This is a genomic window from Sneathiella glossodoripedis JCM 23214, from assembly GCF_000616095.1.
Classification (GTDB): domain Bacteria; phylum Pseudomonadota; class Alphaproteobacteria; order Sneathiellales; family Sneathiellaceae; genus Sneathiella; species Sneathiella glossodoripedis.
The window spans coordinates 1,016,738-1,040,528 of the sequence record NZ_BAMS01000001.1 but is presented as its reverse complement, the minus strand read 5'-3'; the positions used below and the strand labels follow the sequence as shown (position 1 = coordinate 1,040,528).

Sequence of the window (23,791 nt, the reverse complement as noted above, 5' to 3'; positions counted from 1 at the left end):
ATCAATTTTCTTTTCGAATGATATTTCGCCCATCTACCTTTGATCCGGTTTTGTCATCGTAGAGAACCGGTTCAATTTTATGGCCTGTTTCGGCATTCAGAAATTCATATGGTGCGACCTGGTCATGAGGCAGATGTTTTTCTGACCATGAAAATAACATCATGAGTACCGGAAAAAAGGAAGCACCCTTTCGTGTCAAAAGATATTCATAGCGAACAGGCCGTTCCTGATAAGGGCGTTTTTCGAGTACATCAGCCTCCACAAGTTTTTTGAGCCGGTCCGCGAGAACATGACGGGTCATCCCAATATTCCGCTGCAACTGATCAAACCGGGTAACCCCCATAAAACAGTCCCTTATTATCAATAAGGTCCAGCGATCGCCGATAACAGACAGGGCTCTGGCGATCGGGCAGGATTCATTTTCAAGCTCATTCCACTTCATGGCGACATCCTAACACATATTGACAAGTTCCAAAAGGGAACTTAAATATACATAGTTCTTTTTTAGAACTTACTAGAGTTGGAGCGCCCCATGACCATTACTGCCCCCATAACCCCCGAAGAATTCAGCCAAATTCTGGACCTGCCTGAGGTGATTGATAAATCAACGAACCGTGTAAACAAGCCTTCCAAAAAGAAAAAACCTGGTCTGGCGTTGGCAGCGCTTGTTCTCTTTAACAAGTTTCAATCGCAGCTTATGCCCAAAAAGGCAGCAAAACGATATCGTGTTATTTTTGACACCCCCCTGCCCATGGCGGCTAAACCGAGCCAAAAAACCGTTTTGCAGCAAGGAGAGATGGATTGGCTGGAATTCGCAGACGGCCAACGCCTGCCCCTTTACAGTTTTGGAAACGGTCCAACGATCCTGCTTGTTCATGGTATGTCAGGCAGAGGTAGCCAAATGACTGATTTTATCGCCCCCCTCACCAAAGCTGGTTACAGAGCTGTCATATGCGACCTGCCTGCACATGGCCAAGCAGATGGCAAACGCGCCGCCTTTCCTGACCTTGCAAGAGCTATTAAAAAAATTGGGGATCATCTGGGTCAACTTCATGGCATTATCGCTCATTCCAATGGGTGTGCAACCACGAGCTTCGCTCTTTCATTAGGCTTGCAAGCTGGAAAAGTTGTCTATTTGGCGCCGCCCGAAGATCTCAAGGCACATTTGTATGGCATGGGTCGCATGCTTGGCTTTAGCAAGCCCGTGATCGCGCTAACCGAAGAAATGGTTGTTAGAGACTACGGTTTACCCTTCGAAGACGTTAAAGGATCCAATCTGGCGAAAAACTTCACGCTCCCGGCTCTGTTCTTTCACGATGAAAAAGATCCGCTGGTCCCTTTTAATCAGAGTGAAAACATTCTTGCCAAGTGGCGCGGCGCGAAACTCATCAAGACGAGAGGTCTTGGCCATAACCGTATTCTGATCGACCCCGACGTCATCAACGCCACTTTAAAGTTTCTTTGAAACTCATACCCCTTAGCCCACTCATTTATATTTTTGTTTTCTAATGTTCTTTTAGTTGATAACCTGCCTGCATTGAACCAATCAGTGGGGTAGGGCTATGGGTTCACAAATTAATGAGATTACTATTGTAGGCGGCGGCACTGCTGGCTGGCTAACGGCAGCATTTCTTGTCAGATATCTAAACTTCAACAAGGAAGAAAAGCCTACAAAAATAACACTCATCGAGTCACCTAACGTCCCCACCATCGGGTTGGTGAGGCAACTGTTCCAAGTATGCCAGATTTGCTTCGAAGTTTAGGTATCTCAGAGCGGGAATTCTTTCGGCGTTGTAATGCTTCTTTCAAATTGGGAGTCCGCTTTACCAACTGGTCACATGATGAAAAAGGTCGCGCGACTTCATTTATTCATCCGTTCGATGGAAATGGTTTGCAGTTAGGTGGTCAAAACCCCGCCTATCATTTTCATAAATACGGAGGTCCAAACGGAGAGAAGCGAATTGATGAAGTGCTTTCAGCAAGTGTTGCTGCTATTCGTGCCCGTAAAGGCCCAAAAGATTTGTCACAAGGTGACTACGAGCGCCACATCAATTACGCATACCATCTGGATGCCGGAAAATTTGCAGGTTTTCTTCGCGAAATTTCAATAAAACGCGGCGTTAATCACGTGCTGGATGACGTAGAGGCGGTCAACAAAAATGAAAAAGGGTTTATTTGCAGCCTGACGTTACAGCGCACCGGTGACTATCCTGTAGAACTGGTCATTGACTGTACCGGATTTCGAGGCGTTATCATTAACGAAGCACTCGGGGTCAAGCGCATAGATTACAGCAAATATCTTTTAAATAACCGGGCGCTTGCTGTCCAAATCCCACATACAGATTTAAAATCTATCGAACCCTGCACTACTTCAACCGCTCTTGGCGCAGGCTGGGTGTGGAATGTGCCTTTGTACAATCGCATTGGTACAGGTTATGTCTTTTCCAGCAATTTTCGGAGCGACGATGAAGCGATCTCTGAGTTTATCTCACACCTGGGGCCTGCAGGTAAGGACGCAGAGCCACGTGCTATTCCGGTTCGAATTGGCGCAATGGAGAAAAGCTGGGAGAAAAACTGTATTGCAATAGGGTTATCATCGGGGTTCATTGAACCGCTGGAATCGACAGCGATTTACATGATCGAAAATTCAATCAAGCTTTTGATGCTTAACTTCCCAGACAAGAGCTACCCAAAAGCATTGCAGAATAGGTTTAACGAGACAACCAGCCAAATGATGGAAAGCATCCGTGACTTTATCATTCTGCACTATTGCATCAACAACCGAAAAGACAGCGAATACTGGCGGGTCGCACGCGAAGAAATGCCTATTCCTGACAGCCTCGCGCAGATGCTTGAAGAATATCGCTATACCCTGCCACTGACGACACCTTTTGATCGAACATTCCTGTTTAATCGAATGAGTTTTGAAACAGTGCTGTTTGCTAAAAACTATTTCAAAGACACCCAGTTTCCGGCTGCAAGGTTCATTCGCAAGGAAGATTGGATCAAACGATTGGCGCAACTTAAAAAACGAGAGGAAGCGCTTCTAGCCAAATTACCACGCCATTATGATCTATTGACCCACTTTCGTGGTGATAGTCCGGCAGCGAATATATTTGGCGGTATTGACGTGAGCGCTTTGTCCACTCCGCCGCCAAGCTCCACCCCCCCTGGTAGTACGGCGACTGTCGGATTTGGCAATCAAGGTTCAAACCCAGTATTTCTTTCAAACCACGTGCTGACAGTGAAGCTACCGGCCCCGAAGAGCCAAGCATATTATAGGTCAGTTATTAACCGGCCGCCCGCCTCGATTTTAGGTATTTTCGCATCAAAGTATCCCGCTTGGTTCGCGAGAGGTGATCGAGAAAGGTGCGCCCCTGCAAGTAATCCATCTCGTGTTGTATGACCGTCGCAAGGAAACCGTCTGCTTTCAGCGTCTGCTCATCTCCCGGTTCATCAAGATAGCGCACAGTGATCTGATCGGGCCGTTTAATATCGGCACTGATCCCTGGGAAACTTAAAGAAGCTTCGTTATAAACCTGCATGCTGTCGGACGATTGGAGAATTTCAGGGTTTACCATAGCAAGTGGCTGACTGACGCCATTTTCTTTCAAGTCAATGACGATAATCTGTTTGAGAAGCCCAACCATGTTGGCCCCAAGCCCAAGACCGTTCGCAGCGTAAAGAGTTTCGAACATATCGTGTATATGCCCGCGAATTTCATCGTCAACTTTATCCACCACCTCTGCTTTTTTTCGGAATATCGGGTCGGGAGCAATGACAAGTGGCAAGTTCAGTATGGGCACTAGACAAGAAAACTCAGCTTGATCCCATCAACAATATATTGGATCGCAAGTGCTCCCAAAATTACCCCCAACACGCGAGAGACAATTTGAGTGAACGTCACACCCATCAGCTTTTCAAGACGTGGGGCGAGCATGAAGAGAATAAAGACGATTAACAAAACGACCGCAAGAACGCCAAGAATTGTCCCCTGATGCACCAGATTATCGCGATTGGCACTCATCAGCAGCATAATGGATGCAATCGCTCCGGGCCCAGAGATCAACGGAACAGATAGCGGAAATACTGAAATATCATCGAAATGCTTTTCGGCAATTATCTCTTCACGCATGTGTTCTGCACTATTTTCTCGGCGTTTGCTTCTTTTGTCGAACACCATTTCAATGGCCATCAGAAAAAGCATAGCCCCGCCAGCTATTCGAAATGAAGGAAGCCCAACCCCCAAAAGAGAGAGAAAGCGGTCACCCAACAGTGCAAAAAACAAAAGTGTTGCACCGCCAATCAAGACGCCTTTGATTGCCATTTTACGCTGATGCGAGACAGTGGTACCCTTGGTCAGGCTGATAAATATCGGTAACAGGCCAATGGGGTCAATAATGACAAACATGGTGACAAAGGCTGTTAGAGCAACATCGATAATCGCTGGTGTCATCACTTCCCCAATACTTGAAAATATCTAATCGCTGACTTTATATTGAACCTACCATCCAGTCCGGCCGAATGCCACTTTTGGATATATATTTCTCCGGTTCCAGTCCTTTGAAAAGGCCATGATCGGTAACAAGTGCTGTTCGCCAACCTCGCGCAGCACCTCCTAGCACATCTGTATGCAAGGTGTCTCCGACCATACATATTCTATTTCGATCAACTTCTGACAGGTCTATTTTTTGTTCTACCAACTCGAAAACAGAGGCAAACGGTTTGCCATGGAAATGCACATCCGTACCATAAAGCGACATCAATCGATGCCCGAAATATCCTGGCTCCGTTGAAAACGTTTCCCCTCGTGGCGCCACAATATCGGGATTGGCGATCACAACTGGCCTTGGGTTGTCCTTAAGAGAGGCTTCAAGCAACTGTTGACGGTTTTCAGTCCATGACTGGACCGACAGAAACAGAAAAGCTGACACATTTTCATAGATTTCAGCATCATCCGCCAGAACCTCGCATTTTGCTTGCAGATCGGTCACTTGAAAACTGTCAGTTGAAGCGACTCCCCAAGTATGCTCCGGACCAAACTCAGCCAGATCAAGTTCCGCTGCTCTGCGGCTTGTGATTAATTCGTTGTGAGAAAACTCAAAGCCCAGCTTCACAAATTTTTGAAACGTTTCATCCCGGTTAAAACTGGCGGCATTGGTGAGAACAAACACCTGTTTTCCTAAAGCACGCAGGTCTTGAATTCGTTCAACCGCCCGCGGGATGGGCACCTCACCAACATTCAATACACCGAATGCGTCAAAGACAAAAACATCAACTTCGTCGGTGACGTCAAGCAATGACGCGCATTGACGGGAAGTGTCTGGAAAAGTGGCGGCAGGAAGCGCCTTCTTGACCTGCTCATACAGATCAAATGCCTGTTCCCCATTCAACACAGGGAACAGATCGCCAAAAGATTTAGATGATTGCACCGCGCACCTTTGCAGAAACCCACTCACCCAGAACAACAGCCACAAGGATCACTAACAGGATCAATGCAACCTGTGGCCAGGCAAGAACATTTAAAGAGGATTGCAGTTGTAGACCAATACCACCCGCGCCGACAAGGCCAAGAACGGTTGACTCGCGAATATTAATATCCCAACGAAATACAGATATCCCGGCAAAAGCAGGCATGATTTGAGGAACAATGCCGTAAACCATTACTTGCCACCGTGAAGCACCCGTAGCGGAAATCGCCTCTATCTGCTTGGTATCAATTTCCTCAATCGCTTCGTAAAGCAACTTTGCGCAAAATCCAATTGACCGTATTGCAATCGCCATCAAACCAGCAGCAACCCCCGGCCCTATAATGGAAACCAGAAGCAAAGCCCAGATCAGCGAATTGATCGAACGAGTTGAGACGATAATAATCAACGCTATTGGTCGAACGAAAAGCTTGCTGGGCGTCGTATTGCTGGCAGCAAGAAACGCTACCGGCACTGCCATCACCAACGCAAGAATGGTTCCAAGAGTGGCAATATTCAGCGTATCCCAAATGGGCACCCAAAGTTCTGAAATATAATCCCATTTCGGTGGCATGGCACGCGAACCGATGTCTGCGGCAATACGCGGTGCATCCCAAACGAAGTACCATGTGGTTGAATCAGATATCTGTTTCCAGCACCACATGAAGACTGCCACCGTGACCAGATATCCAAAATATCGAATGAGCGTTTGATTGCGATCCCGCAACTGCCACACTTTTTTTCCGGAGTTTGTTTCAGATATTGGCATCACTGCACCTTCCTGCGAATGATACCTGACAGATATTCAAGGCACATCACCGTCACTATAATAATCAACAAAATTGCAGCTGCTGTATCAAATTCATAACGATCAAAGGCAGTGTTTAATGTAGCGCCGATACCTCCGGCTCCCACCAGCCCCAGGACCGCAGATTCCCGAAAATTGATATCCAAGCGATACATGGAAAGGCCCACCAACCGAGGAAGAACCTGTGGGAGCACACCGTAGTCAATCCACTGTAGCCATGAAGATCCTGTTGATCGAATAGCTTCGGCCTGTACCCTATCCATATCTTCAATATCTTCAGCCATAAGCTTGGCAAGAAAACCAATGGTCGCGAAACTTAGGGTAATAAAACCGGCGAGGGGACCAAAACCAAAAATAGCAACCATCAGGATGGCAACTATGATTTCGTTTAGCGCCCGCGACAGAGCCACAATACCGCGGCAAATCATATAAATTGGTAATGGAGCAATGTTTCGCGCAGCACCCAGTCCGATCGGGATGGAAATTGCGATACCAACAATCGTTGACGTAATTGTCATAATTACGCTTTCAATCAGGCCTTCCTGAATATCAGTGCCGCGCGAAGTGAAATCGGGTGATGCAAACGCAATGATGAAGTTCCAACCCCTGATTAGACCCTCGCTGACCCGAGCCCAATTAACTTCAATGGAGCTCACGGCTAAAACCAAATAAACCAGCGCACCAATTATAAGTCCCCAGCGAAGAGCGGGGTTCTTCACAAAATGGGGTTTCCGCCATTTTGTGCCGAGCCGCATATCAAGCGTTACGTCACTCATACAACTGCCTCGTCAAGGTCCTCGTCATCCACTTTTTCAATGGTGGCTTCCCAGTCTTCTTCACCGTAGATAGTCGTCAATACGTCCGCTGTAAGTTCATCTGGCTTGCCGTCGAATTGAAGCTCTCCTAGTTTCAATCCAATTACCCTTTGCACAAACATTTTTGCCAGAGCCACATCATGAATGTTGATGATGGCTGCCAGCTCCCGCTCCTCACAGAGCTCACATATAAGACGCATGATCTGACGTGAAGTTTTAGGGTCCAGCGATGCTGTTGGCTCATCGACCAACAGTAAATCAGGATTCTGAATAAGTGCCCGGGCAATCCCCACCCTTTGACGCTGTCCACCTGAAAGTTCATCGGCACGTTTATCTGCCATCGCAAGCAGGCCAACCCGATCAAGCAGTCTGAAGGCCTCATCCACGTCGGACTGCGGATATTTTCGAAATAAACTACGCCAGAAACCAACATAACCCAATCGGCCAGAGAGCACATTTTCCATCACGGTCAAGCGCTCAACCAGTGCATATTCCTGAAAAATCATGCCCATTTTGCGCCTGGCAGCCCGCAAGCCCCGCGCGCCAAGTGCAGTAATATCCTGACCTTTCAATGTGACTTTACCGCTGGTTGGTTCAACCAGCCTGTTCAAACACCGAATTAAAGTACTTTTACCCGCCCCAGAGGGACCGATAAGAGCAATCACCTGCCCTTTTGGGATTTCCAGATCAACAGCATTGAGTGCCAGATCCCCTGTGGGATATCTTTTTGTGAGTTTTTCAATTTGCAGCATTACTACCTACGCCTGACGCCATAAAAAAATGCCGCGAACGGTTCAGTTCGCGGCATGAATAAGGACTTATTTACAAGTATATGTCACACCGTTAGCAGAATCGATTTTCCGAATAACGTCCCAGAATTCCTTGTATGTCATTTTCAAGAACTGAGCTTCGTTTGACTTGGAGAATTCCCGCTCCAGTGAAGTTCCTTCCCATTCAAAGCTGAAAAATGCTTCTTCAATTTTCGCTTTCAATTCAGGCTTAAGGTTATAAACAACACCAAAGCCGGTGGTTGGGAAAGTCTGTGATTTGTAAATGGATTTCACTTGATCGGATTTTATGACACCCCGTTTCAGCATACGATGCATAACCGAATTTGCTATTGAGGCTGCGACATAGTCTTTATTAGCAACACCCAAAATTGAGTTATCATGTTTACCTGAGAAAGCTGGCTCAAAGTCTTTCTTCGCTTCCATATTGAAATCTGCTTTTAGAATTGCAGAAGGCGCTTTGAAGCCTGAATTAGAGGTTGGTGAGGTAAAGGCCAATGTTTTGCCTTTCAGATCTTCAACCTTTTCAACGCCACTTCCAGGATAAGTGATAATTTCCATTTCGTAACCGAAACTTCCATCCTCTGACGCCATAATTGTAAAAGGATTAAAACCAGCACAGTTTACTGCAAGCGGGTTGGAGCCAGTATTAAAGCCAGCAATATGCAGCCGGCCGGAGCGCATCGCTTCAATCTGTGCTGCGTTGCTTTGAACCGGGAAAAAGACAACTTTTTTACCCGTCACTTTTTCCATATGGGTCAGGAAATCGCTCCACGCTTCTTTGTAAACAGCGGGATCTTCAACCGGTGTATAGGCAAAGACCAAAGTTGATGGATCAAGCTGTTGTGCCGGATCCGTTGGTGTATCCGCCAGCAGGTCACCATCACGATCACAGAAGCGTTCATCCAAAGTACCACGAGGGCAGTCTTCTGCTGCAACGGCACCTGTAGAGAACATGGACGCCATCAATGTGGCAGCTGCACCCATTAAAAACTTATTGAGTTTCATCGTTCCTCCCAATCTTTCGATTTGTTTCACTTTTATTTCATTTTTATGACAAAAAACATGACACAGGGCGTATATTCCTACAAGTTTTTTTGTAAAATATCGTCACCCAATCAGTAATTGCTGATAATGATATACTAAGTCACAATTACACCGGTATTACAGCGACTGTAAAACACACGTTAAAAAACCTGTTGCCAGTCCATTAACCGGAATAACAATTCACTGTCGGCACCTCATTTCGTGAAATAAGAAAGAAAATGAACGTGAGAGGACAGCTAATACCAATTAATACTCCTGACGAGCGGAGCAAAAAATGAAAACGCTATTATCAAAATCAGGCGAGCTTAGATTTGGCAAATATTCAGAACCGGTCGGGTCGATCAATTTTCAGGACTATCCACTAAGAGATGGGTTTCGAAAACGACTTTCCCCTAGCGAAATAAACCGACAGTTTGTGCATTTTCACTTTATGGGATTTACCTGCCCGCAATTCATTGCAGGTTGTTCTATGACATTAAATCAGGATCACAAGACTGCCTTTTTCTATCTTTTTGATCGGCTGTCCAAAGAAACTCACAAATTTGGGTTCAGAATATCGGATGCCACAGACGGGCAAATATCCTTAAACCCTGATAATGGGCAAACAGAACTTTCAAAGGAAAATGCCAAAGTTCTGATTGAATGCGATGAGCCCACTCTTACAAAGAAACTGGAAGTTAGTTCACCTGATGGAATAGACTTGTCGCTGAAATTTTCTGAGACCGAATGTCGCTTCGATACCCTCAGACTTTGCACTCCTACAGGAGCAAACGGCTGGACTTACTGTCAAAAGGTAGCCGGAATAGTTGCTCGCGGACATTTGACTTATAAGGGCAAAACTTATGACCTTGAGAAGTTATCCGCCACTGCTCATCATGATTTTACCGCAGGCTTCCTCAGGCGAGACACTTTTTGGAACTGGGCATGCGTCACAGAGCAACTTGAAGATGGCACCTTAATCGGCATAAACGTCTCCAACGGTGTCAATGAAACTGGTGCTTCCGAAAATATAGTCTGGATAAACGGGAAATCCGAGAAACTTGGCTTATTTTTATTTTCCTATGACCAAGACGATTTGAGTAAATCTTGGGAAATAACCTGTGATCGCGGATCAGCCGTAAGATTTACCTCAGAAGGAATGTATGAAGCCTTCAACAATAAGATCCAAACCGGTTTCGATTTTTCCCAACTTTTCGGAACTTTTTCAGGAACCTTGATCACTCGAACCGGAACAAAAATCGAGTTAAATAACCTATCCGGATTTTGCGAAAGGCAATATTCCATCTGGTACTGACCTGTGAAATTCTCCTTCCTTCCTGAGTAGCTGTTCTTGGTCAATCGGCGCACAAAAAATCGAAACCTATACCTTTGTCATAATCCTCTCACTCTAATGTGTAGACATTTTGGAAAAATTGAGAGAACATAAAATCAATAATAAAAACAAGGAAAACCTGTGCCGTTTATCACCGAGCTTAAGGGAAACAGAACCCTGCAAGGCGTCTGCTGGATGGTTTTGACGACATTGCTGTTTGTCTCCATGACCAGTGTCATTCGCTATTTGGGATCAGAAGTTCCAAGCGTTCAAGCCGCTTTTATTCGTTATGCCATTGCTGTGGTTTTCACCATTCCGATTTTATGGCGGTTCTGGCCCATTCGCATGTCGATGCAAACATTCGGGCTTTATTCAGCCAGAGCAGCAGTACATGCTATTGGCGTTATGCTCTGGTTTTATGCGATGGCCCGTATATCTGTAGCAGAGGTAACAGCAATTGGATATGCATCACCGATTTTCGTCGCCCTCGGCGCGGGGCTATTTCTGGGGGAGACGTTGCGGGCAAGGCGAATTATCGGAATTATTATCGGTTTTGTCGGAACGCTGATTATTTTACGGCCCGGATTTCAAGAGATTAACTCCGGCCAGATCGCCCAACTATGCGCAACACCGCTATTTGCAATTTCATTTCTGATAGCCAAAAAACTGACGGCAAAAGAAAACTCCGTGATGATCGTAAGCATGTTGTCAGTCGGTTGTACTATTGCACTATTACCCGGCGCCCTGATCCAATGGGAAACCCCTACCTGGACAGAAATGATGTGGCTAACGCTTACTGCATTTTTTGCAACAGCCGGTCACTATACCCTGACCCGCGCAATTGAAGCGGCCCCACTTACGGTCACTCAACCGCTTGGGTTTCTGCAATTGATCTGGGCGATTATCATTGGATATATTTTCTTTAATGAAGGCGTCGATCACTTCGTGCTTCTGGGCGGCGCAATAATTATTGCTTCAACAACATATATTTCACACAGGGAATTACAGAATAGCAAAAAACGAAACCGACAGGAGGGGAGCAATGTCCAGCTATAAGCATATTGAAGTCGCACCGATCACCGGAAATATTGGCGCAGAAATTCTGGGGGTCGATTTAAAAGTAAATGATGCAGAAACTATTCAGGAAATCCGCCGTGCCTTGCTGGAACATGTAGTTGTATTTTTTCGGGATCAAGACCTGGATATGGCTGAGTATATTTCGTTCGCGCAACAATTTGGCCCATTCGGCAAAGAACCTTTCGTTGAGACAATGAGCGAGCATCCCAATGTGATCGCTGTTGTCAAAGAGGCTACTGAGACCAAAACCATTAATTTCGGCGGACAATGGCATTCAGACTGGTCTTTTCAGGAATGTCCGCCATTTGCCACCCTGCTTAGAGGCATCGACATCCCTCCTTATGGTGGGGATACACTTTTTGCCAACATGTATTTAGGCTATGAAACACTTTCAGATGGCATAAAAAAACTGATTGAGCCCCTGATTGCCGTTCATTCAGCGAGAAGACCCTATGGGCTTGGAAAAAGTATTCTCGGAGATACAGATAAAAAGGCCATGAAGATTGTGAGAAGCGAAGAAGCTCATAACGAGGTTGAGCATCCACTTGTCCGCGTTCACCCTGAAACTGGCCGCAAGCTGTTATTTATTAATCCGGTTTATACGGTTCGCCTGAAGGGAATGAGTGAAAGTGAAAGTAAGGACCTGTTAAACCAGCTTTATCGTCACGCCCTCAATGAAGCTTTTACCTGCCGGTTCCGCTGGCGTAAAAACTCGATCGCCATGTGGGATAATAGATGTAGCATGCATCTAGCGATTAACGATTACGATGGCTACCGACGCGAGCTGCATCGGATAACAATTGCCGGTGACGAGCCATATGGCACGGCAAAGCCAAAACCCGACATCTCTCGTAAAGTCCTATCCGCTGGTTAATCGAGAGACTTGATAAATTCTTCGATCAACTTCAAACCTTCTTGATGGATGAGAGAACGACCCAATTCGGGCATCATGATGCCCGGATCAACACTATTCATTCGATAATACAGGATTGATTGATCTGGCTGACCGGGTTTAATGGCAACCTTTAATCCTCCTGCACCTCGTCCAGCAGCCACCGGCGGCTTGTCAATTCCCCAGTGCACGTCCCGCTCTTCTTCATAATTCAGATAAAGTCCGCTTGTATCAGCAGGCTTACCTGGTGCATGGCAATGAGCGCAATTACCATCCAGATAGGAGCGAGCCCGCTCGCGCAAACTGCCCGCTCGTTCATCAAATGGGTCGGGCACTTTTGGTAAATTCTCAATCTCTGGAAACTGAACGCTTAGATAACCCTTTCTTTTCAATATATTGATCTGGTTTTCAATTCCAGCTGCATCCAAACGGTTCAGGTTTCGAATTTTTGGTCCTATCGGTGTTATCTGCTTATCACGAGAAGCATGACATCCCTTACACTGGTTCATGTTCGGTACTGCATATTCAATTATTTGAGAGGCCCTATCCTCCCAAATAACAGGTATCTGCAATCTTTTTCCTGCTACTTTCAGCTTAGCCTCATTCTGTTCTTCGTTCCAGACATATGGGTAGGCAACCCAGCCATCAGATTTGTGAATTAGAAGTCGGGTTTCAATGAAGCGAAGAGAGCTATTCTTCTGTTGGAAAGAAACAGGATACGCAAATGTTTTTACCAACACACTCCCCACCGGAAAGGAAAGAGGTTCGTCGTGAGTTGTTAGCTTGGCAGGGCCCGCAGATTGCGGAATATAGATATACCGAATTTTTTCAGCATAATCTGTAAACAGGGGATTGTTTAACTCATAGCGAAGAAGTGCCGGACCCGGGTTGCGGGCAGACTTATCCTTGAACAGGCCATAAGCTGACAGTAATTTGGCAGGCTTTTTCGCCATAAGTTTCTGGTCATTTACCGCAGACGCTGAAACGTCGCCGCCCCCAACAAGCAGCACAGCACTCACCACCAACAACACAAAACGTTTCACTGAACCAGTTCCATAGCATTTTTACCGCGGATGATCACCTCTACAGGAGGCAGTGGAGGATAGCTCTTCTGATACGGGGACATATCATAATGAGCTTTGTGAAATATAGGAGCAATCACATGCATGATCAGGTTGGCGTTTCCGAAAGGGCGCACACCATCCAAATGAATATTGTCATGTATGGCCAGCTTATGCTCTTCGTCTTGACCGAAAACAAAATAATCCATCAACGGCAATACACCGTCCCAAACAATATCCGGGACAGGAGTTCCCAATGTCTCACGCACAATCGCACCAAATTCACCGGTGTCCGGATCCAACCCTGACTTTCCAAATTTATTATGGTGGATATGAATTTTACGCGGTGTCGGCTGATAGTTTTCATCGTCAAAATCATCAACGTAACTGGCAACGACAATATTCATCGTGTCATTTTCGTAAAATTCGTTTTCGAAAATTTCCACATTTTCATTCGCCATTACGATCATACCAGTGCCACGCGGGACGATCCCCACGATATTACCTTCTGGCGCAAAATTGGGCGTATCATTGTTAAAAGATTTATTTCTGAAAAAGCGAACATTGTGCCCGCCTTGTTGAGGAAGATTGGGCAGATCAAAAACCAGAAGACCACCCGTATTTCTGGTCAGCACATTATCAAAAACATCAGCGTTATAGCTGTTTTCAATCTCCAGCCCTGCAACATTGAACTCCCCGCGACTGTTAGCGACAATAATCCGATCACTTTGGCCCACATAAATGCCTGCGTCAGACGCACCAATGGCAACACATCCATGAATAAAGACATTTTTGGATTGAACCGGATATAGCCCATATGCTCCGTTTGTGGATTTAGGCCCATCTGTCCACTCCACACGCAGATTAATCATTGCAATTCCGTCAACACCTTTGCTTTTAATCGCGTCCCCTTTTGAGTCTTCTACCGCAAAGTCCTGAAGTATTACCTGATCCGAAGTCACTAGAAGGCCTTCTGATCCTCCTTTCTGATCGCGAAAAGACAAAATCGTCTTGTCCATCCCCTGCCCTCGGACAGTGACATTATCCACATCGAGAGAGAGACCATCACTGAGCACAAAAATTCCCTCACCCAGCTCAATTGTCTGCCCAGATTCCACAAGTATAAGCGCTTCCTGCAGCTCTTCTTGAGCATTCGCCCCGGCATCAACCTTTATGACCGTCTCCGCCATTGCAATCGGCACGTAGAAGATAACAACAAGAAACGCTCCCAATAAGGCTACTGTCCGGCCGCTGACGCTTCCAAACAATTTCCTTACATAATTCGCACAAATCCCCATATCGCTCCCCCTTATGGCTAAGTTCCCCTGCAAAATTAATTGTTGGACATATTAGTGTTTTCAATTTATCAATTAACGTCAAGCGATAACATGAAAGTTTTTCATATTTTTATTTGCAGTAGGTTGTGTGAGTTATGAGTAAACGTAAGAAACCGCTTCAATCCCGGTCGAAGGAGCGTGTTACGCAAATCATTCAGGCGGCTCGGGAACTTGTTTCCACAACAGAAATAGCGGATATCACAACCAGCCTCATTGCGCGTAAAGCAAGTGTCCCTGTTGGCTCTGTCTATCAATATTTCGAAGATAAGAATGATGTTTTGCTGGCATTAGCAGAACAGATCATGGCAGAGCATGACAAACGCTTTGAAACTCTTTTTGAAGACGTCAGTTCACACGCTCATTGGCGACATGTGGTGAAAGTTGTGCAGGATGCCGTCATCAATGCTTTGATGGAAGATGAAGTCTATAAAAGGCTTAGCAGATCCCTCGCATGGACAAGGGAGTGGAACGACATAAATAGGGTTTCAGTCAATCGGCTTGTAGATTTCTTCTCCGGTTATGGTGCCTTTAGAGAAAGAGGGCTGACGGAAACAGAAGCCCGAAACACGGTTCGCATCATAGTAACCATTACAAGCGCAGTTGTCCGAAGCGCTTACGAAACAACCACACGCGAAGAAGCCCAGCGGTTGCTGGACGAACTCCCCAAAATGACAATCGCTTATCTATCAACTATTCTAGGTGACTAGCATCATCCCCGCCCGATAAAGGGCATTTTAGTTGCCATAACTGTCATAAATTGAACATTTGCATCCAGCGCTAGACTATCCATGTAAAGAACAGCAGATGCCACATTTTCAACCGGCATAACGGGTTCCGGTTTCAGTTCAAGATTTGCCTGAGGAACGCCTTTTTGCATGACTTCAGTCATATCAGTTGCCGCATTTCCTATGTCAATCTGACCACAAGCAATATCGTAAGGCCTTCCATCCAGAGACAAAGATTTGGTCAATCCGGTAATCGCATGTTTTGTCGCAGTATAGGGCGCACTAAAAGGCCGCGGAGTTGTCGCGGATATGGAACCATTATTGATAATCCGGCCACCTTGGGGAGATTGCATGCGCATTATTCCGAATGCTTCACGCGCACAAAAATAGGATCCGTTCAGGTTCGTATTCACAACGTTAATCCAGTCATCGACCGGTAAATCATCGCACAGCACAGGAGCGGCACCGATACCCGCATTATTAAACAGCAAATCCAGACGGCCTGACTTTTCATAAATTTTATGAAAGGCTGCTTTTACCTGATCAGGTTTCGCGACATCGACCTGCAGAACATAGGCACGCTCACCGGCCTCACCCGCCAATGATTTAGTTTCATCAAGTTTGCTTATCGTGCGTCCGGCTAAATAGACTTCATAGTTATTTGCCAATAGCTTGAGCGCAACCGCACGCCCGATCCCAGCCCCGGCGCCGGTGACAATAGCAATTTTATTCAATGTGCCTCTCCCTACTTTTTCAATTGCAGCCGCCGCTTCTCAGCCTGACCGGCGACAAGTCGCTTTTTACGCGGTGCAGCCAACCAAACAGCAATTCCCGACAGAATACTTAAACCAATCGCCAATAGAAAACCAGTTTGGTACGATCCGGTGACATCGTACAAGTACCCTGTAAGCCAGGGACCAATTCCACCGCCGATGAGCGAAAGCATGCTGAAAACACCAAATATTTCTCCATATTTTCGGCCTTGAAACAGATCCGCTGGCATAGCCCCAAAAACCGCCGCCATCGCGTAGCCCAGCCCCCCTTGCGCCACCACCATCGCATATAAAAGAAATGAGTGTTGCCAACTTTCAAGAAGCAACAGGAAACCATAACAGGCAGCAAAACCCGCAACCGCTATTGTCCAAACCCATTCGCGTCCGATCCGGTCTGAAAGATGCCCAAGGTATATCTGGCCGGCAACGCCGGCAAACCCAACGAAACCAAGTGCGAAAGACGCCTCTATTTCAGAAATTCCGATCTCAATCAAATATTTTGTCTGATGCACCTGAACCGCATACCACACATATAATGCGCAGGACGCTGCTAAACTGATCCACCAGAATTCCGCAGTTTTAGCGGCTTTTCTGAGTGACCAATCGGTTGCAGCCCAATTTTCATCCACTACCGTGTCATAGGCGGACGACACAGGCTGACTTGCATCCGTTGAAACCGATGCACCATCAGGCAGCAAACCGAGGGCAGCGGGAGATTTACGCTGAAACACCAGATTAAGAGGCAATACGATCAGAAGGATTATAATTGCAATAAACCAGCAGGCATATCTCCACCCTTCTTGCAGGATCATCCCCTGTATAACCGGCATTAACACTATTGATCCAACGCCGACCCCCGAAAATGCCAAACCGACTGCGAGCCCCCGATGCTTTTCAAACCAGGTTGGTAGAAACATTGCGTGCCCGACATAGGTCATCATCACGCCGGCCCCAATCACCAATAGACCAAGTGTTAAATATATATGCCAGGCTGCATAAGCGTATGTTGACAAAACCATGCCAAGACTTACACAAACTGCAGACAATGATATGAGATAACGGGAGTCGAATTTGTCCATAAGCCGACCAAGCAGCGGTGAAATTGCTCCTGCAAATACGAAGCCAACTGTAAAAGTTGCGGCCGTTGTTGCCCGGTCCCACTGAAATTCATTTATGATTGCGGGATACAATAGCGAAAATGCCGTACGTGCATTTACCCCAATTCCCATTGTGACAAACACTATTGCCACAACAACCCAACCATAATAAACAGGAGAGCGCGCTAGAAACTGGTTAAAACTGCTGATGGAGCGGATTTCTACTGACATACGGGCAGCTCCGTCTGAGTGTTTTTCTTAATTTTTACACACAACAGATTAGCTGGTTTTCCCGCCCTTGCAAGTCTTTCAAAACTAACCCGCGATTTCGCGATTTATTGGCAAGTCCTGACAGTTGTGCAAATAGCCAGTGCGATTGACAAGACGCCCCTCTGTATCGGTTCTTTGGCTTGAAAAGGCTATACAGTAACGAACCTGAGGCTTTTTTCTGTTCGCCGCGGCGAACATCCCACGCCACCAAATACTGGACTTGCGGGTCACCCGCGCATTTTCCCCATCGGGCAGAAATGTCTTTGAGGGGTAATCCATCACATTGCAAAATACGAAACGATCTGACTTGTCAAAAAGCATATCAATGTGCCATGGCAGATCTTCTTCCGGCACCAGGTCCAGTACGTTGGTCGCAATTACACCATCATAACTGGTGTTTAAAATACTATCATCGACAGTTAGCGCCGGGTCATAACAGGAAATAGTCTGTACATTCCAATACTGATGAAGAGAGTCTGCAATCCGTTTGCCATTCTGGAACACATCATCTGTATATTGTTCACCCTTACCGCTACCAAAATCCAGCAACGTTTTCGCGCCGGTCCCCTTGATAAGTTTAGCGATTGTTTTTGCATGCCGGAAAACGCCTCGTCCGCGGAAGGTTTCCATTGCACTGTATTTAACAACGTCATCGTCTTTGCGTCTCCAGACACCTTCTAGGTGCATGAGGCGATAATACTCCACAAGCTGCTGATATCGAGGACTGGGATTTTCGTAAGAGTACATACTGACAATCAAGCTAATCAAAAACGAACGACGATATCATTATATAACAAAATTGATTTTAACGCCATTGGAACTGGACAGCGAGATGTTGAATGGTAAATTGCGATTACTTCAGTTCACATTGACCCGTTCAAGTGGTGGAACTACCCCCTCACCAAATGGAGCTTCCTTTGGCAATTACATCACGTACTTCGTCTGTTGGCCCAATTGAACAGGTCATCCTGCTGGCTCTTTTAAGCTCACTGATTGCACTGTCCATTGACAGTATGCTTCCAGCCCTCGCTCATATTGAAAAAGATCTTGGTGTTTTCCATCCCAACGGACGGCAATATATCGTAGGCGCTACATTCGTCGGCATGGCTGTGGGCATGCTGTTATATGGCCCTATCTCTGACAGTTTGGGTCGAAGGGGACCAATATTTCTGGGCATTTCGATCTTCCTGATCGGCTGTCTGATGTCCGTATTCGCAGACAGTTTTGAAATCATGCTACTTGGCCGCTTTCTTCAGGGCTTGGGCGCTGCAGGCCCGCGCGTTGTGTCAATCGCTCTGATCCGCGATCAGTATTCCGGTCGGGAAATGGCTCGATTTACGTCCCTTGTTATGACTGTTTTTATCCTCGTGCCAGTCCTTGCACCCGCGTTGGGACAAGGCATTCTACTGATCGCCACCTGGCGCTCGATTTTTGGGGTGATGTTCTCCCTCGGCCTGATTGCATGATCTGGTTTCTTTTCAGACAAAAAGAAACGCTACCTAAATCTAAACGGGTTCGTTTTTCTTTTGCAAGATTAGCCGTAGCCGCAACTGAAATTATCAAAACTCCTGTTTCTATGGGTTACACAATTTTATCAGGTTTTGTATTCGCTGCATTCCTGAGTTTCCTGACGATGTCCCAACAGATATTTCAGGATCAGTACGGTGTGGGAGAACTCTTTCCCCTATATTTTGGAACGCTTGCCTTATCATTCGGAGGCGCCTCATTTGCCAATTCCGCGCTTGTGATGAAATTGGGAATGCGTAATTTGATAGCGAAAGCCCTTTGGACTTTTGTGACGTTATCCGTCAGCTATCTTGCATTCGCAATCTTTACATCTGGACATCCCCCGCTCTGGTCACTTGTCCTTTTCCTAATGTCGATTTTCTTCTGTGTCGGAATCCTGTTTGGCAATATCAATGCTCAAGCTATGGAACCTCTGGGTCACATTGCCGGTGTTGCTTCTGCATTTGTGACATCCATGTCCACTTTCATTTCGGTCATTCTGGGAACTCTCGTCGCACAATCCTATAACGGCACAGTGTTACCACTACTGATCGGCTTCAGTACTTTTGGCATGATTTCTCTGATGATCATGTATCTTACCAATGCAAAAATTGATTCCAGTTCGTGATGTTCTTTATTGAAGCCCTGCAGCGCATCCGATAACGTCAACCCGAACACTTCTCAAAAAAAGGTAACCACCATGTCTGTGCGTACTGGTCGTGAATTTTTAAGCATTCCCGGGCCTACAAATATCCCGGAGCGGGTGCTGAGTGCTATGCACCAACCCGCCATTGATATCCATCGCAAAGATTTTCCGGGTCGAACCGAAGCTCTTTTGGAAAACCTCCAACAAACTTTCAGAACCAGTGGTCGCACATTCATTTATATCGCAAACGGTCATGGTGCCTGGGAAGCAGCGCTTAGCAATGTATGCAGTCGGGGCGATAAAATTCTGGTTCTCGAAAGCGGCTTGTTTGCAAATGGTTGGGGTGAGTTTGGGCGTAGCCTTGGACTGGAAATAGAAATTCTGTCCGGTTCCTGGCGTAAATCAGTAGATCCAAAAGCAGTTGAAAGGCGGTTGGCCGAAGACACTGATCATGAGATCAAGGGCATATTAATGGTTCAGGTGGACACGGCATCTAGCATTTGCAATGACGTTAAAGCAGTCGGCGAGGCGATAAAGCAGGTAGGCCACCCTGCTCTATTCATGGTTGATACCATTGCGTCACTTGGAACAATGGAATTTGAAATGGATGAGTGGGGCGTGGATCTGGCAGTATCCGCAGCTCAGAAGGGATTAATGTCACCGCCAGGGCTAAGCTTCAACGCTGCGGGCCCAAGAGCGATGGAAGCCCATCAAACTGCAAACTTGAAAACGGCATATTGGGACTGGACCGCTCGAATGGGTGATGCTCATTATTTAAAATATGCAGGAACACCCCCGGAGCATTTATTGTTCGCACTGGAACAGTCCTTCGAAATCCTGAATGAAGAGACAATCGAAAAAGCGTCACGCCGCCATCAATTACTTGCTGGTGCATGCTGGGCGGCTGTCAGTAAATGGTGTGAAGGGGGTGTTCTTGAATTCAATGTTCCAAATGAAAGTGAACGCGCGACCGGTGTTACGACTATTCTGTTTAACAAAGGCTATAAGCCTGATCCCCTGTTAGAATATTGTAACGAGAAATGTGGTGTTGTCATCGGCATTGGCATTGGTGCGCTAGACGGTTTAGCAATGCGGATCGCTCATATGGGTTACGCAAACGCCCCTATGTTGCTAGGAACACTTGGTGCGATTGAAATGGGTTTGCAAGCACTTGAAATTCCTCACGGTGATGGCGGTACCGCTGCAGCCATCCGCTATTTGTCTGAGCATGTGGAAAAATAAACGGTGGAAATGAAATCTCACTTTATAAATTTTGCAAATTACAATCGCTGGGCAAACCAGACACTTTATTCGTCAGTGGCCGAGCTAACTGAAACGGAGCTTAATCAAGATGTGCACGGTTTCTTTACCTCAATTTTCAACACGTTAAACCACATTCTGGTCGGCGACCTGCTGTGGATGAATCGCCTTGATGAAAAAGGGCCCAAGCCTGCACGGTTGGACACAATACTGGCATCAAACTTTGATGAGTTGGTGAAAATGAGAACAGAAGCCGATGAGCGACTGATCAGTATTGCCAATGCTCAAAACGAAGAAATTCTGTCTTCATTTCTCGATTACGTCACAACTGGAGGAATAGCGTGTCATGATCGCGTTAGCGAAATCATGACACATATTTTTAATCACCAAACGCATCACCGCGGACAATGCCATCATATGCTCAGCCAATTGGGCAAGGAACCGCCATCATTGGATATGATTTATTTCATCCGTGAACGCGACAATCCCCGTTAGGCACTGGCGCTTGGTCTTGCGGATACTTCAGCATGCCAACGCAATAGATTAGAACAGCTTGATGGTATCGATTGTTTCGCCATTTTGGCGAAATCAACAGCGACCAATGCATTTACATCTGCGACAGAATATTTTTCGCCGGCCACATAAGTATGTTTCGCAAGTTGCGCGTCCAGATCTTCAAAAAAGTACCCGATGCGCTCTATTCCTCGTTTACCAAGATCAGAAATTTGCGCAATATTGCGTGGTCCGGTAAGCGCCCGATTTTCAAAATTCGGAGCCGTGTTGCGAATAGCTTCAGCAACAGCCAAATACCCATCAATGTCTATTATCCTCAGCCAGTTTGTAATAATGGCCCGTTCTTGGGCAGTATCACCAAACAGGGGTTTATCCGGATATACTTCTTCGATATATCGCTGAATGGCTTCACTTTCCGTCAGCACAGTTCCATCATCCAACTCCAGAGCTGGAATGGTTAGACGTGGATTTAACTTGGAAAATTCAGGATTAAACTGTGCTTTTTCGCGAATATTGACTTCGACACGCTCAATTTCCACACCCTTTTCGGCAAGGAATACTCGCACTCGGCGGGGACTGGGCGGCCCGGACATATCGTATAATTTCATAATGATCTCATTGTCTTTAAAATAGTCTTCAGCGCCCAGTTTTCAGAAGTAGCATAATAAAACCGTTATTTCACTGAAAAATCATCCCCGCTTTGCCGGGAAACTTCCAAACGAAAGGTTCCATCGCTATCGCTAACCACATGTCCCGCAGAAGGGGTCGCAAAATGCGTTCCGAAAACTAACGTATCGGAATCAGCAAGTGACGAGAGCATGTCTCTTCTGGTTTGCCTTGCTTGCTCAGGATCTGCATCTGCGGAAGCTGCCCAATCCAGTCTGGCCATTTGGCAGGGATGATGCAACGCATCACCAGTTATAAAGGCCTCTTTACCTTCAGAGCTTATTCGTACACTCACGTGACCTGGTGTATGGCCAGGTGTGGGAACCAGCGAAACTTCATCACAAATTTGCTCATTACAGTCCACTAGATCCGCCAGCCCCAAATCAAATATAGGCTTCACTGAATCTTCGTAAGCTTCTCCGTATTTGTCACCGTCACCGCTGGCCCAATGATCCCACTCTGATTTCGCATATAGATAGCGTGCGTTGGGAAAAGTGGGCACCCATTTCCCATCAACCAATCTGGTATTCCATCCCACATGATCAACATGCAAATGCGTACATAAGACCGTATCAATATCCGCCGGCGCATATCCAGCAGCCTCAAGATCATCTAGGAAGGTCGTCTGAAGGTTGTTCCAGCCGGCGATTTCCCGCTCTTTGTCATTACCGATACAGGTATCAACAATGATCCGCCTTTCACCTGTATCAATAACAAGAGCATGCACGCTCATGATCAGCTTACCCTTTTCATTCATGAAATGTGGGTAGAGCCATTTTATGGGAAGCACTTTGTCTGGTGCTGCATCCGGTAAAATGAAACGCGTACCGCCCACCATTTCAATTTCAACAACCCTTGTGACTTTTACGTTACCGATTTGCCAGACATTCATGATGCGCTTCCTTTTTTTTATTTTTATTTTCTAATCCAATCATAGATGGAATTTTTTTGATCACAAGCAGTTGCTTCGTGCTATGCATGACGAGTAACTAGAAATCCAAAGACATCACCAAGATTCATGAGAGAACAGTCAATGAACTACGCCTTTGAACCTGAAGCGACTCCGGCATTACCAATTACAGGCCAAACATCTCTCTACCCGGTACGGCGTATTTATTGTGTTGGGCGAAATTACGCTGAACATAGCTTGGAAATGGGGGGAGATCCAACGCGCGAAGCTCCGTTCTTTTTCTCCAAGCCCGCAAACACCATTGTACAGACCAATACTGAAGTCACCTATCCACAAGCGACAGAAAATTTTCATTTTGAAATGGAATTGGTAATTGCTATCGCAAAAGAAGGAAGAGATCTGCAACCAGAAGAGACTGCCGAGTATATTTTTGGCTATGCAGCGGGAATTGATCTAACACGTCGGGATCTGCAAAATGAGGCAAAAGACAAACGGCGCCCATGGGACACGTCCAAGGGGTTTGACCAATCTGCTCCTTGTGGGCCGATAACACCAGCATCTAACATTCAAGCATTAGAAAGTAGCCGGATTTGGCTCGATGTGAACGGGTCACGCAAACAGGATGCGAAAATTTCTGACATGATCTGGAATCCCTTTGAAATTGTCTCTCACCTTTCCCATTTCTTTGTTATCAAGCCCGGCGACATAGTTTTTACAGGAACACCCGCTGGTGTCGGTCAGATTCAAAAAGGTGACGTTTTAACCGGTGGCATTGACGGACTTGAAAATATTTCAATCGCTATCCGCTAAGGAGCCAACA

The 23,791-nt window shown here is 46.2% G+C and carries 25 protein-coding genes and 1 pseudogene; 11 read left to right on the top strand and 15 right to left on the bottom strand.

Features of this window, described 5'->3' with window-relative positions:
• Window position 1: 1 nt before the first annotated feature.
• Window positions 2-442, bottom strand: a complete 441-nt coding sequence (locus JCM23214_RS05195; protein WP_025897971.1) for a winged helix-turn-helix transcriptional regulator — start codon at window positions 440-442, stop codon at window positions 2-4.
• A gap of 90 nt (window positions 443-532) precedes the next feature.
• Here JCM23214_RS05195 and JCM23214_RS19175 point away from each other — a divergent pair, with 90 nt between their 5' ends.
• Together JCM23214_RS19175 and JCM23214_RS19170 are read left to right on the top strand one after the other, a co-directional pair.
• Entirely contained in the window at window positions 533-1,465 is a 933-nt protein-coding gene (locus tag JCM23214_RS19175; protein ID WP_025897968.1) for an alpha/beta hydrolase, read from the top strand.
• Between the two features lie 97 nt (window positions 1,466-1,562).
• A pseudogene (locus tag JCM23214_RS19170) lies at window positions 1,563-3,406 on the top strand (tryptophan halogenase family protein).
• Here JCM23214_RS19170 and def read toward each other — a convergent pair.
• The 7 genes from def to phnD all read right to left on the bottom strand — a co-directional run bounded on the left by def (window position 3,291) and on the right by phnD (window position 8,887).
• On the bottom strand, window positions 3,291-3,806 hold the full coding sequence (gene def, locus JCM23214_RS23045; RefSeq protein ID WP_025897967.1) for a peptide deformylase: 516 nt from the start codon (window positions 3,804-3,806) through the stop codon (window positions 3,291-3,293). The pseudogene JCM23214_RS19170 and the gene def overlap by 116 nt on opposite strands.
• Entirely contained in the window at window positions 3,806-4,456 is a 651-nt protein-coding gene (locus JCM23214_RS05175; RefSeq protein ID WP_051548031.1) for a MarC family protein, read from the bottom strand. The genes def and JCM23214_RS05175 overlap by 1 nt, the downstream gene beginning before the upstream one ends.
• A 37-nt stretch (window positions 4,457-4,493) precedes the next feature.
• Window positions 4,494-5,432, bottom strand: coding sequence for an HAD-IIA family hydrolase (locus JCM23214_RS05170; protein WP_051548030.1), 939 nt, complete (start codon window positions 5,430-5,432; stop codon window positions 4,494-4,496).
• Entirely contained in the window at window positions 5,419-6,237 is an 819-nt protein-coding gene (phnE, locus tag JCM23214_RS05165) for a phosphonate ABC transporter, permease protein PhnE (protein ID WP_025897964.1), read from the bottom strand. Before phnE (JCM23214_RS05165) ends, JCM23214_RS05170 begins: the two co-directional genes overlap by 14 nt.
• Complete coding sequence (phnE, locus tag JCM23214_RS05160) at window positions 6,237-7,052, bottom strand: phosphonate ABC transporter, permease protein PhnE (RefSeq protein ID WP_025897962.1); 816 nt, start codon at window positions 7,050-7,052, stop codon at window positions 6,237-6,239. Before phnE (JCM23214_RS05160) ends, phnE (JCM23214_RS05165) begins: the two co-directional genes overlap by 1 nt.
• A complete protein-coding gene (gene phnC, locus JCM23214_RS05155; RefSeq protein WP_025897960.1) occupies window positions 7,049-7,843 on the bottom strand; it encodes a phosphonate ABC transporter ATP-binding protein in 795 nt (264 codons plus the stop codon). Before phnC ends, phnE (JCM23214_RS05160) begins: the two co-directional genes overlap by 4 nt.
• A 66-nt stretch (window positions 7,844-7,909) precedes the next feature.
• On the bottom strand, window positions 7,910-8,887 hold the full coding sequence (phnD, locus tag JCM23214_RS05150) for a phosphate/phosphite/phosphonate ABC transporter substrate-binding protein (protein ID WP_025897958.1): 978 nt from the start codon (window positions 8,885-8,887) through the stop codon (window positions 7,910-7,912).
• Between the two features lie 313 nt (window positions 8,888-9,200).
• Between phnD and JCM23214_RS05145 the strand changes: the two genes are divergently transcribed.
• From JCM23214_RS05145 to JCM23214_RS05135, 3 genes are all read left to right on the top strand, one after another.
• On the top strand, window positions 9,201-10,220 hold the full coding sequence (locus tag JCM23214_RS05145; protein ID WP_025897956.1) for a DUF2804 domain-containing protein: 1,020 nt from the start codon (window positions 9,201-9,203) through the stop codon (window positions 10,218-10,220).
• Window positions 10,221-10,379: 159 nt separating this feature from the next.
• Complete coding sequence (locus JCM23214_RS05140) at window positions 10,380-11,294, top strand: DMT family transporter (RefSeq protein ID WP_051548029.1); 915 nt, start codon at window positions 10,380-10,382, stop codon at window positions 11,292-11,294.
• On the top strand, window positions 11,281-12,189 hold the full coding sequence (locus JCM23214_RS05135) for a TauD/TfdA dioxygenase family protein (protein WP_025897954.1): 909 nt from the start codon (window positions 11,281-11,283) through the stop codon (window positions 12,187-12,189). Before JCM23214_RS05140 ends, JCM23214_RS05135 begins: the two co-directional genes overlap by 14 nt.
• Here the strand turns inward: JCM23214_RS05135 and JCM23214_RS05130 are convergent.
• Window positions 12,186-13,250, bottom strand: a complete 1,065-nt coding sequence (locus tag JCM23214_RS05130; RefSeq protein WP_025897952.1) for an SO2930 family diheme c-type cytochrome — start codon at window positions 13,248-13,250, stop codon at window positions 12,186-12,188. The two genes, JCM23214_RS05135 and JCM23214_RS05130, sit on opposite strands and share 4 nt — an antisense overlap.
• Window positions 13,247-14,566 carry a parallel beta-helix domain-containing protein gene (locus JCM23214_RS19165; protein WP_025897949.1) on the bottom strand — a complete coding sequence of 440 codons (1,320 nt, stop codon included), beginning with the start codon at window positions 14,564-14,566 and terminating at the stop codon, window positions 13,247-13,249. Before JCM23214_RS19165 ends, JCM23214_RS05130 begins: the two co-directional genes overlap by 4 nt.
• 134 nt (window positions 14,567-14,700) lie before the next feature.
• Here JCM23214_RS19165 and JCM23214_RS05120 point away from each other — a divergent pair, with 134 nt between their 5' ends.
• Window positions 14,701-15,312 carry a TetR/AcrR family transcriptional regulator gene (locus tag JCM23214_RS05120; RefSeq protein WP_025897948.1) on the top strand — a complete coding sequence of 204 codons (612 nt, stop codon included), beginning with the start codon at window positions 14,701-14,703 and terminating at the stop codon, window positions 15,310-15,312.
• Window positions 15,313-15,314: 2 nt separating this feature from the next.
• On the opposite strand, the gene JCM23214_RS05115 is transcribed toward JCM23214_RS05120, so the two are convergent.
• The 3 genes from JCM23214_RS05115 to JCM23214_RS05105 form a co-directional block, all read right to left on the bottom strand.
• The gene (locus JCM23214_RS05115; RefSeq protein ID WP_037492594.1) at window positions 15,315-16,064 is read right to left on the bottom strand and encodes an SDR family oxidoreductase; all 750 of its coding nucleotides are present in this window, start codon (window positions 16,062-16,064) and stop codon (window positions 15,315-15,317) included.
• A gap of 11 nt (window positions 16,065-16,075) precedes the next feature.
• On the bottom strand, window positions 16,076-17,431 hold the full coding sequence (locus JCM23214_RS05110; protein ID WP_025897945.1) for an MFS transporter: 1,356 nt from the start codon (window positions 17,429-17,431) through the stop codon (window positions 16,076-16,078).
• Between the two features lie 84 nt (window positions 17,432-17,515).
• Entirely contained in the window at window positions 17,516-18,157 is a 642-nt protein-coding gene (locus tag JCM23214_RS05105) for a hypothetical protein (protein ID WP_025897943.1), read from the bottom strand.
• A gap of 230 nt (window positions 18,158-18,387) precedes the next feature.
• Between JCM23214_RS05105 and JCM23214_RS23965 the strand changes: the two genes are divergently transcribed.
• The 4 genes from JCM23214_RS23965 to JCM23214_RS05090 all read left to right on the top strand — a co-directional run bounded on the left by JCM23214_RS23965 (window position 18,388) and on the right by JCM23214_RS05090 (window position 21,377).
• Window positions 18,388-18,936 (top strand): MFS transporter, encoded by a 549-nt coding sequence (locus tag JCM23214_RS23965; RefSeq protein ID WP_199899311.1) that lies wholly within the window; start codon window positions 18,388-18,390, stop codon window positions 18,934-18,936.
• Window positions 18,933-19,604 (top strand): MFS transporter, encoded by a 672-nt coding sequence (locus JCM23214_RS23960; RefSeq protein ID WP_199899310.1) that lies wholly within the window; start codon window positions 18,933-18,935, stop codon window positions 19,602-19,604. Before JCM23214_RS23965 ends, JCM23214_RS23960 begins: the two co-directional genes overlap by 4 nt.
• A 72-nt stretch (window positions 19,605-19,676) precedes the next feature.
• Window positions 19,677-20,864: a pyridoxal-phosphate-dependent aminotransferase family protein gene (locus JCM23214_RS05095; protein ID WP_025897941.1), complete on the top strand. Its 1,188-nt coding sequence runs from the start codon at window positions 19,677-19,679 to the stop codon at window positions 20,862-20,864.
• A 9-nt stretch (window positions 20,865-20,873) separates the two neighbouring features.
• Window positions 20,874-21,377, top strand: a complete 504-nt coding sequence (locus tag JCM23214_RS05090; protein WP_025897939.1) for a DinB family protein — start codon at window positions 20,874-20,876, stop codon at window positions 21,375-21,377.
• Here the strand turns inward: JCM23214_RS05090 and JCM23214_RS05085 are convergent.
• A complete protein-coding gene (locus JCM23214_RS05085; protein ID WP_025897937.1) occupies window positions 21,374-22,003 on the bottom strand; it encodes a glutathione S-transferase family protein in 630 nt (209 codons plus the stop codon). The genes JCM23214_RS05090 and JCM23214_RS05085 overlap by 4 nt on opposite strands.
• Window positions 22,004-22,068: 65 nt before the next feature.
• Window positions 22,069-22,953 carry an MBL fold metallo-hydrolase gene (locus JCM23214_RS05080; protein ID WP_025897936.1) on the bottom strand — a complete coding sequence of 295 codons (885 nt, stop codon included), beginning with the start codon at window positions 22,951-22,953 and terminating at the stop codon, window positions 22,069-22,071.
• A gap of 141 nt (window positions 22,954-23,094) precedes the next feature.
• Between JCM23214_RS05080 and JCM23214_RS05075 the strand changes: the two genes are divergently transcribed.
• The gene (locus tag JCM23214_RS05075) at window positions 23,095-23,781 is read left to right on the top strand and encodes a fumarylacetoacetate hydrolase family protein (RefSeq protein ID WP_025897935.1); all 687 of its coding nucleotides are present in this window, start codon (window positions 23,095-23,097) and stop codon (window positions 23,779-23,781) included.
• Window positions 23,782-23,791 lie beyond the last annotated feature (10 nt).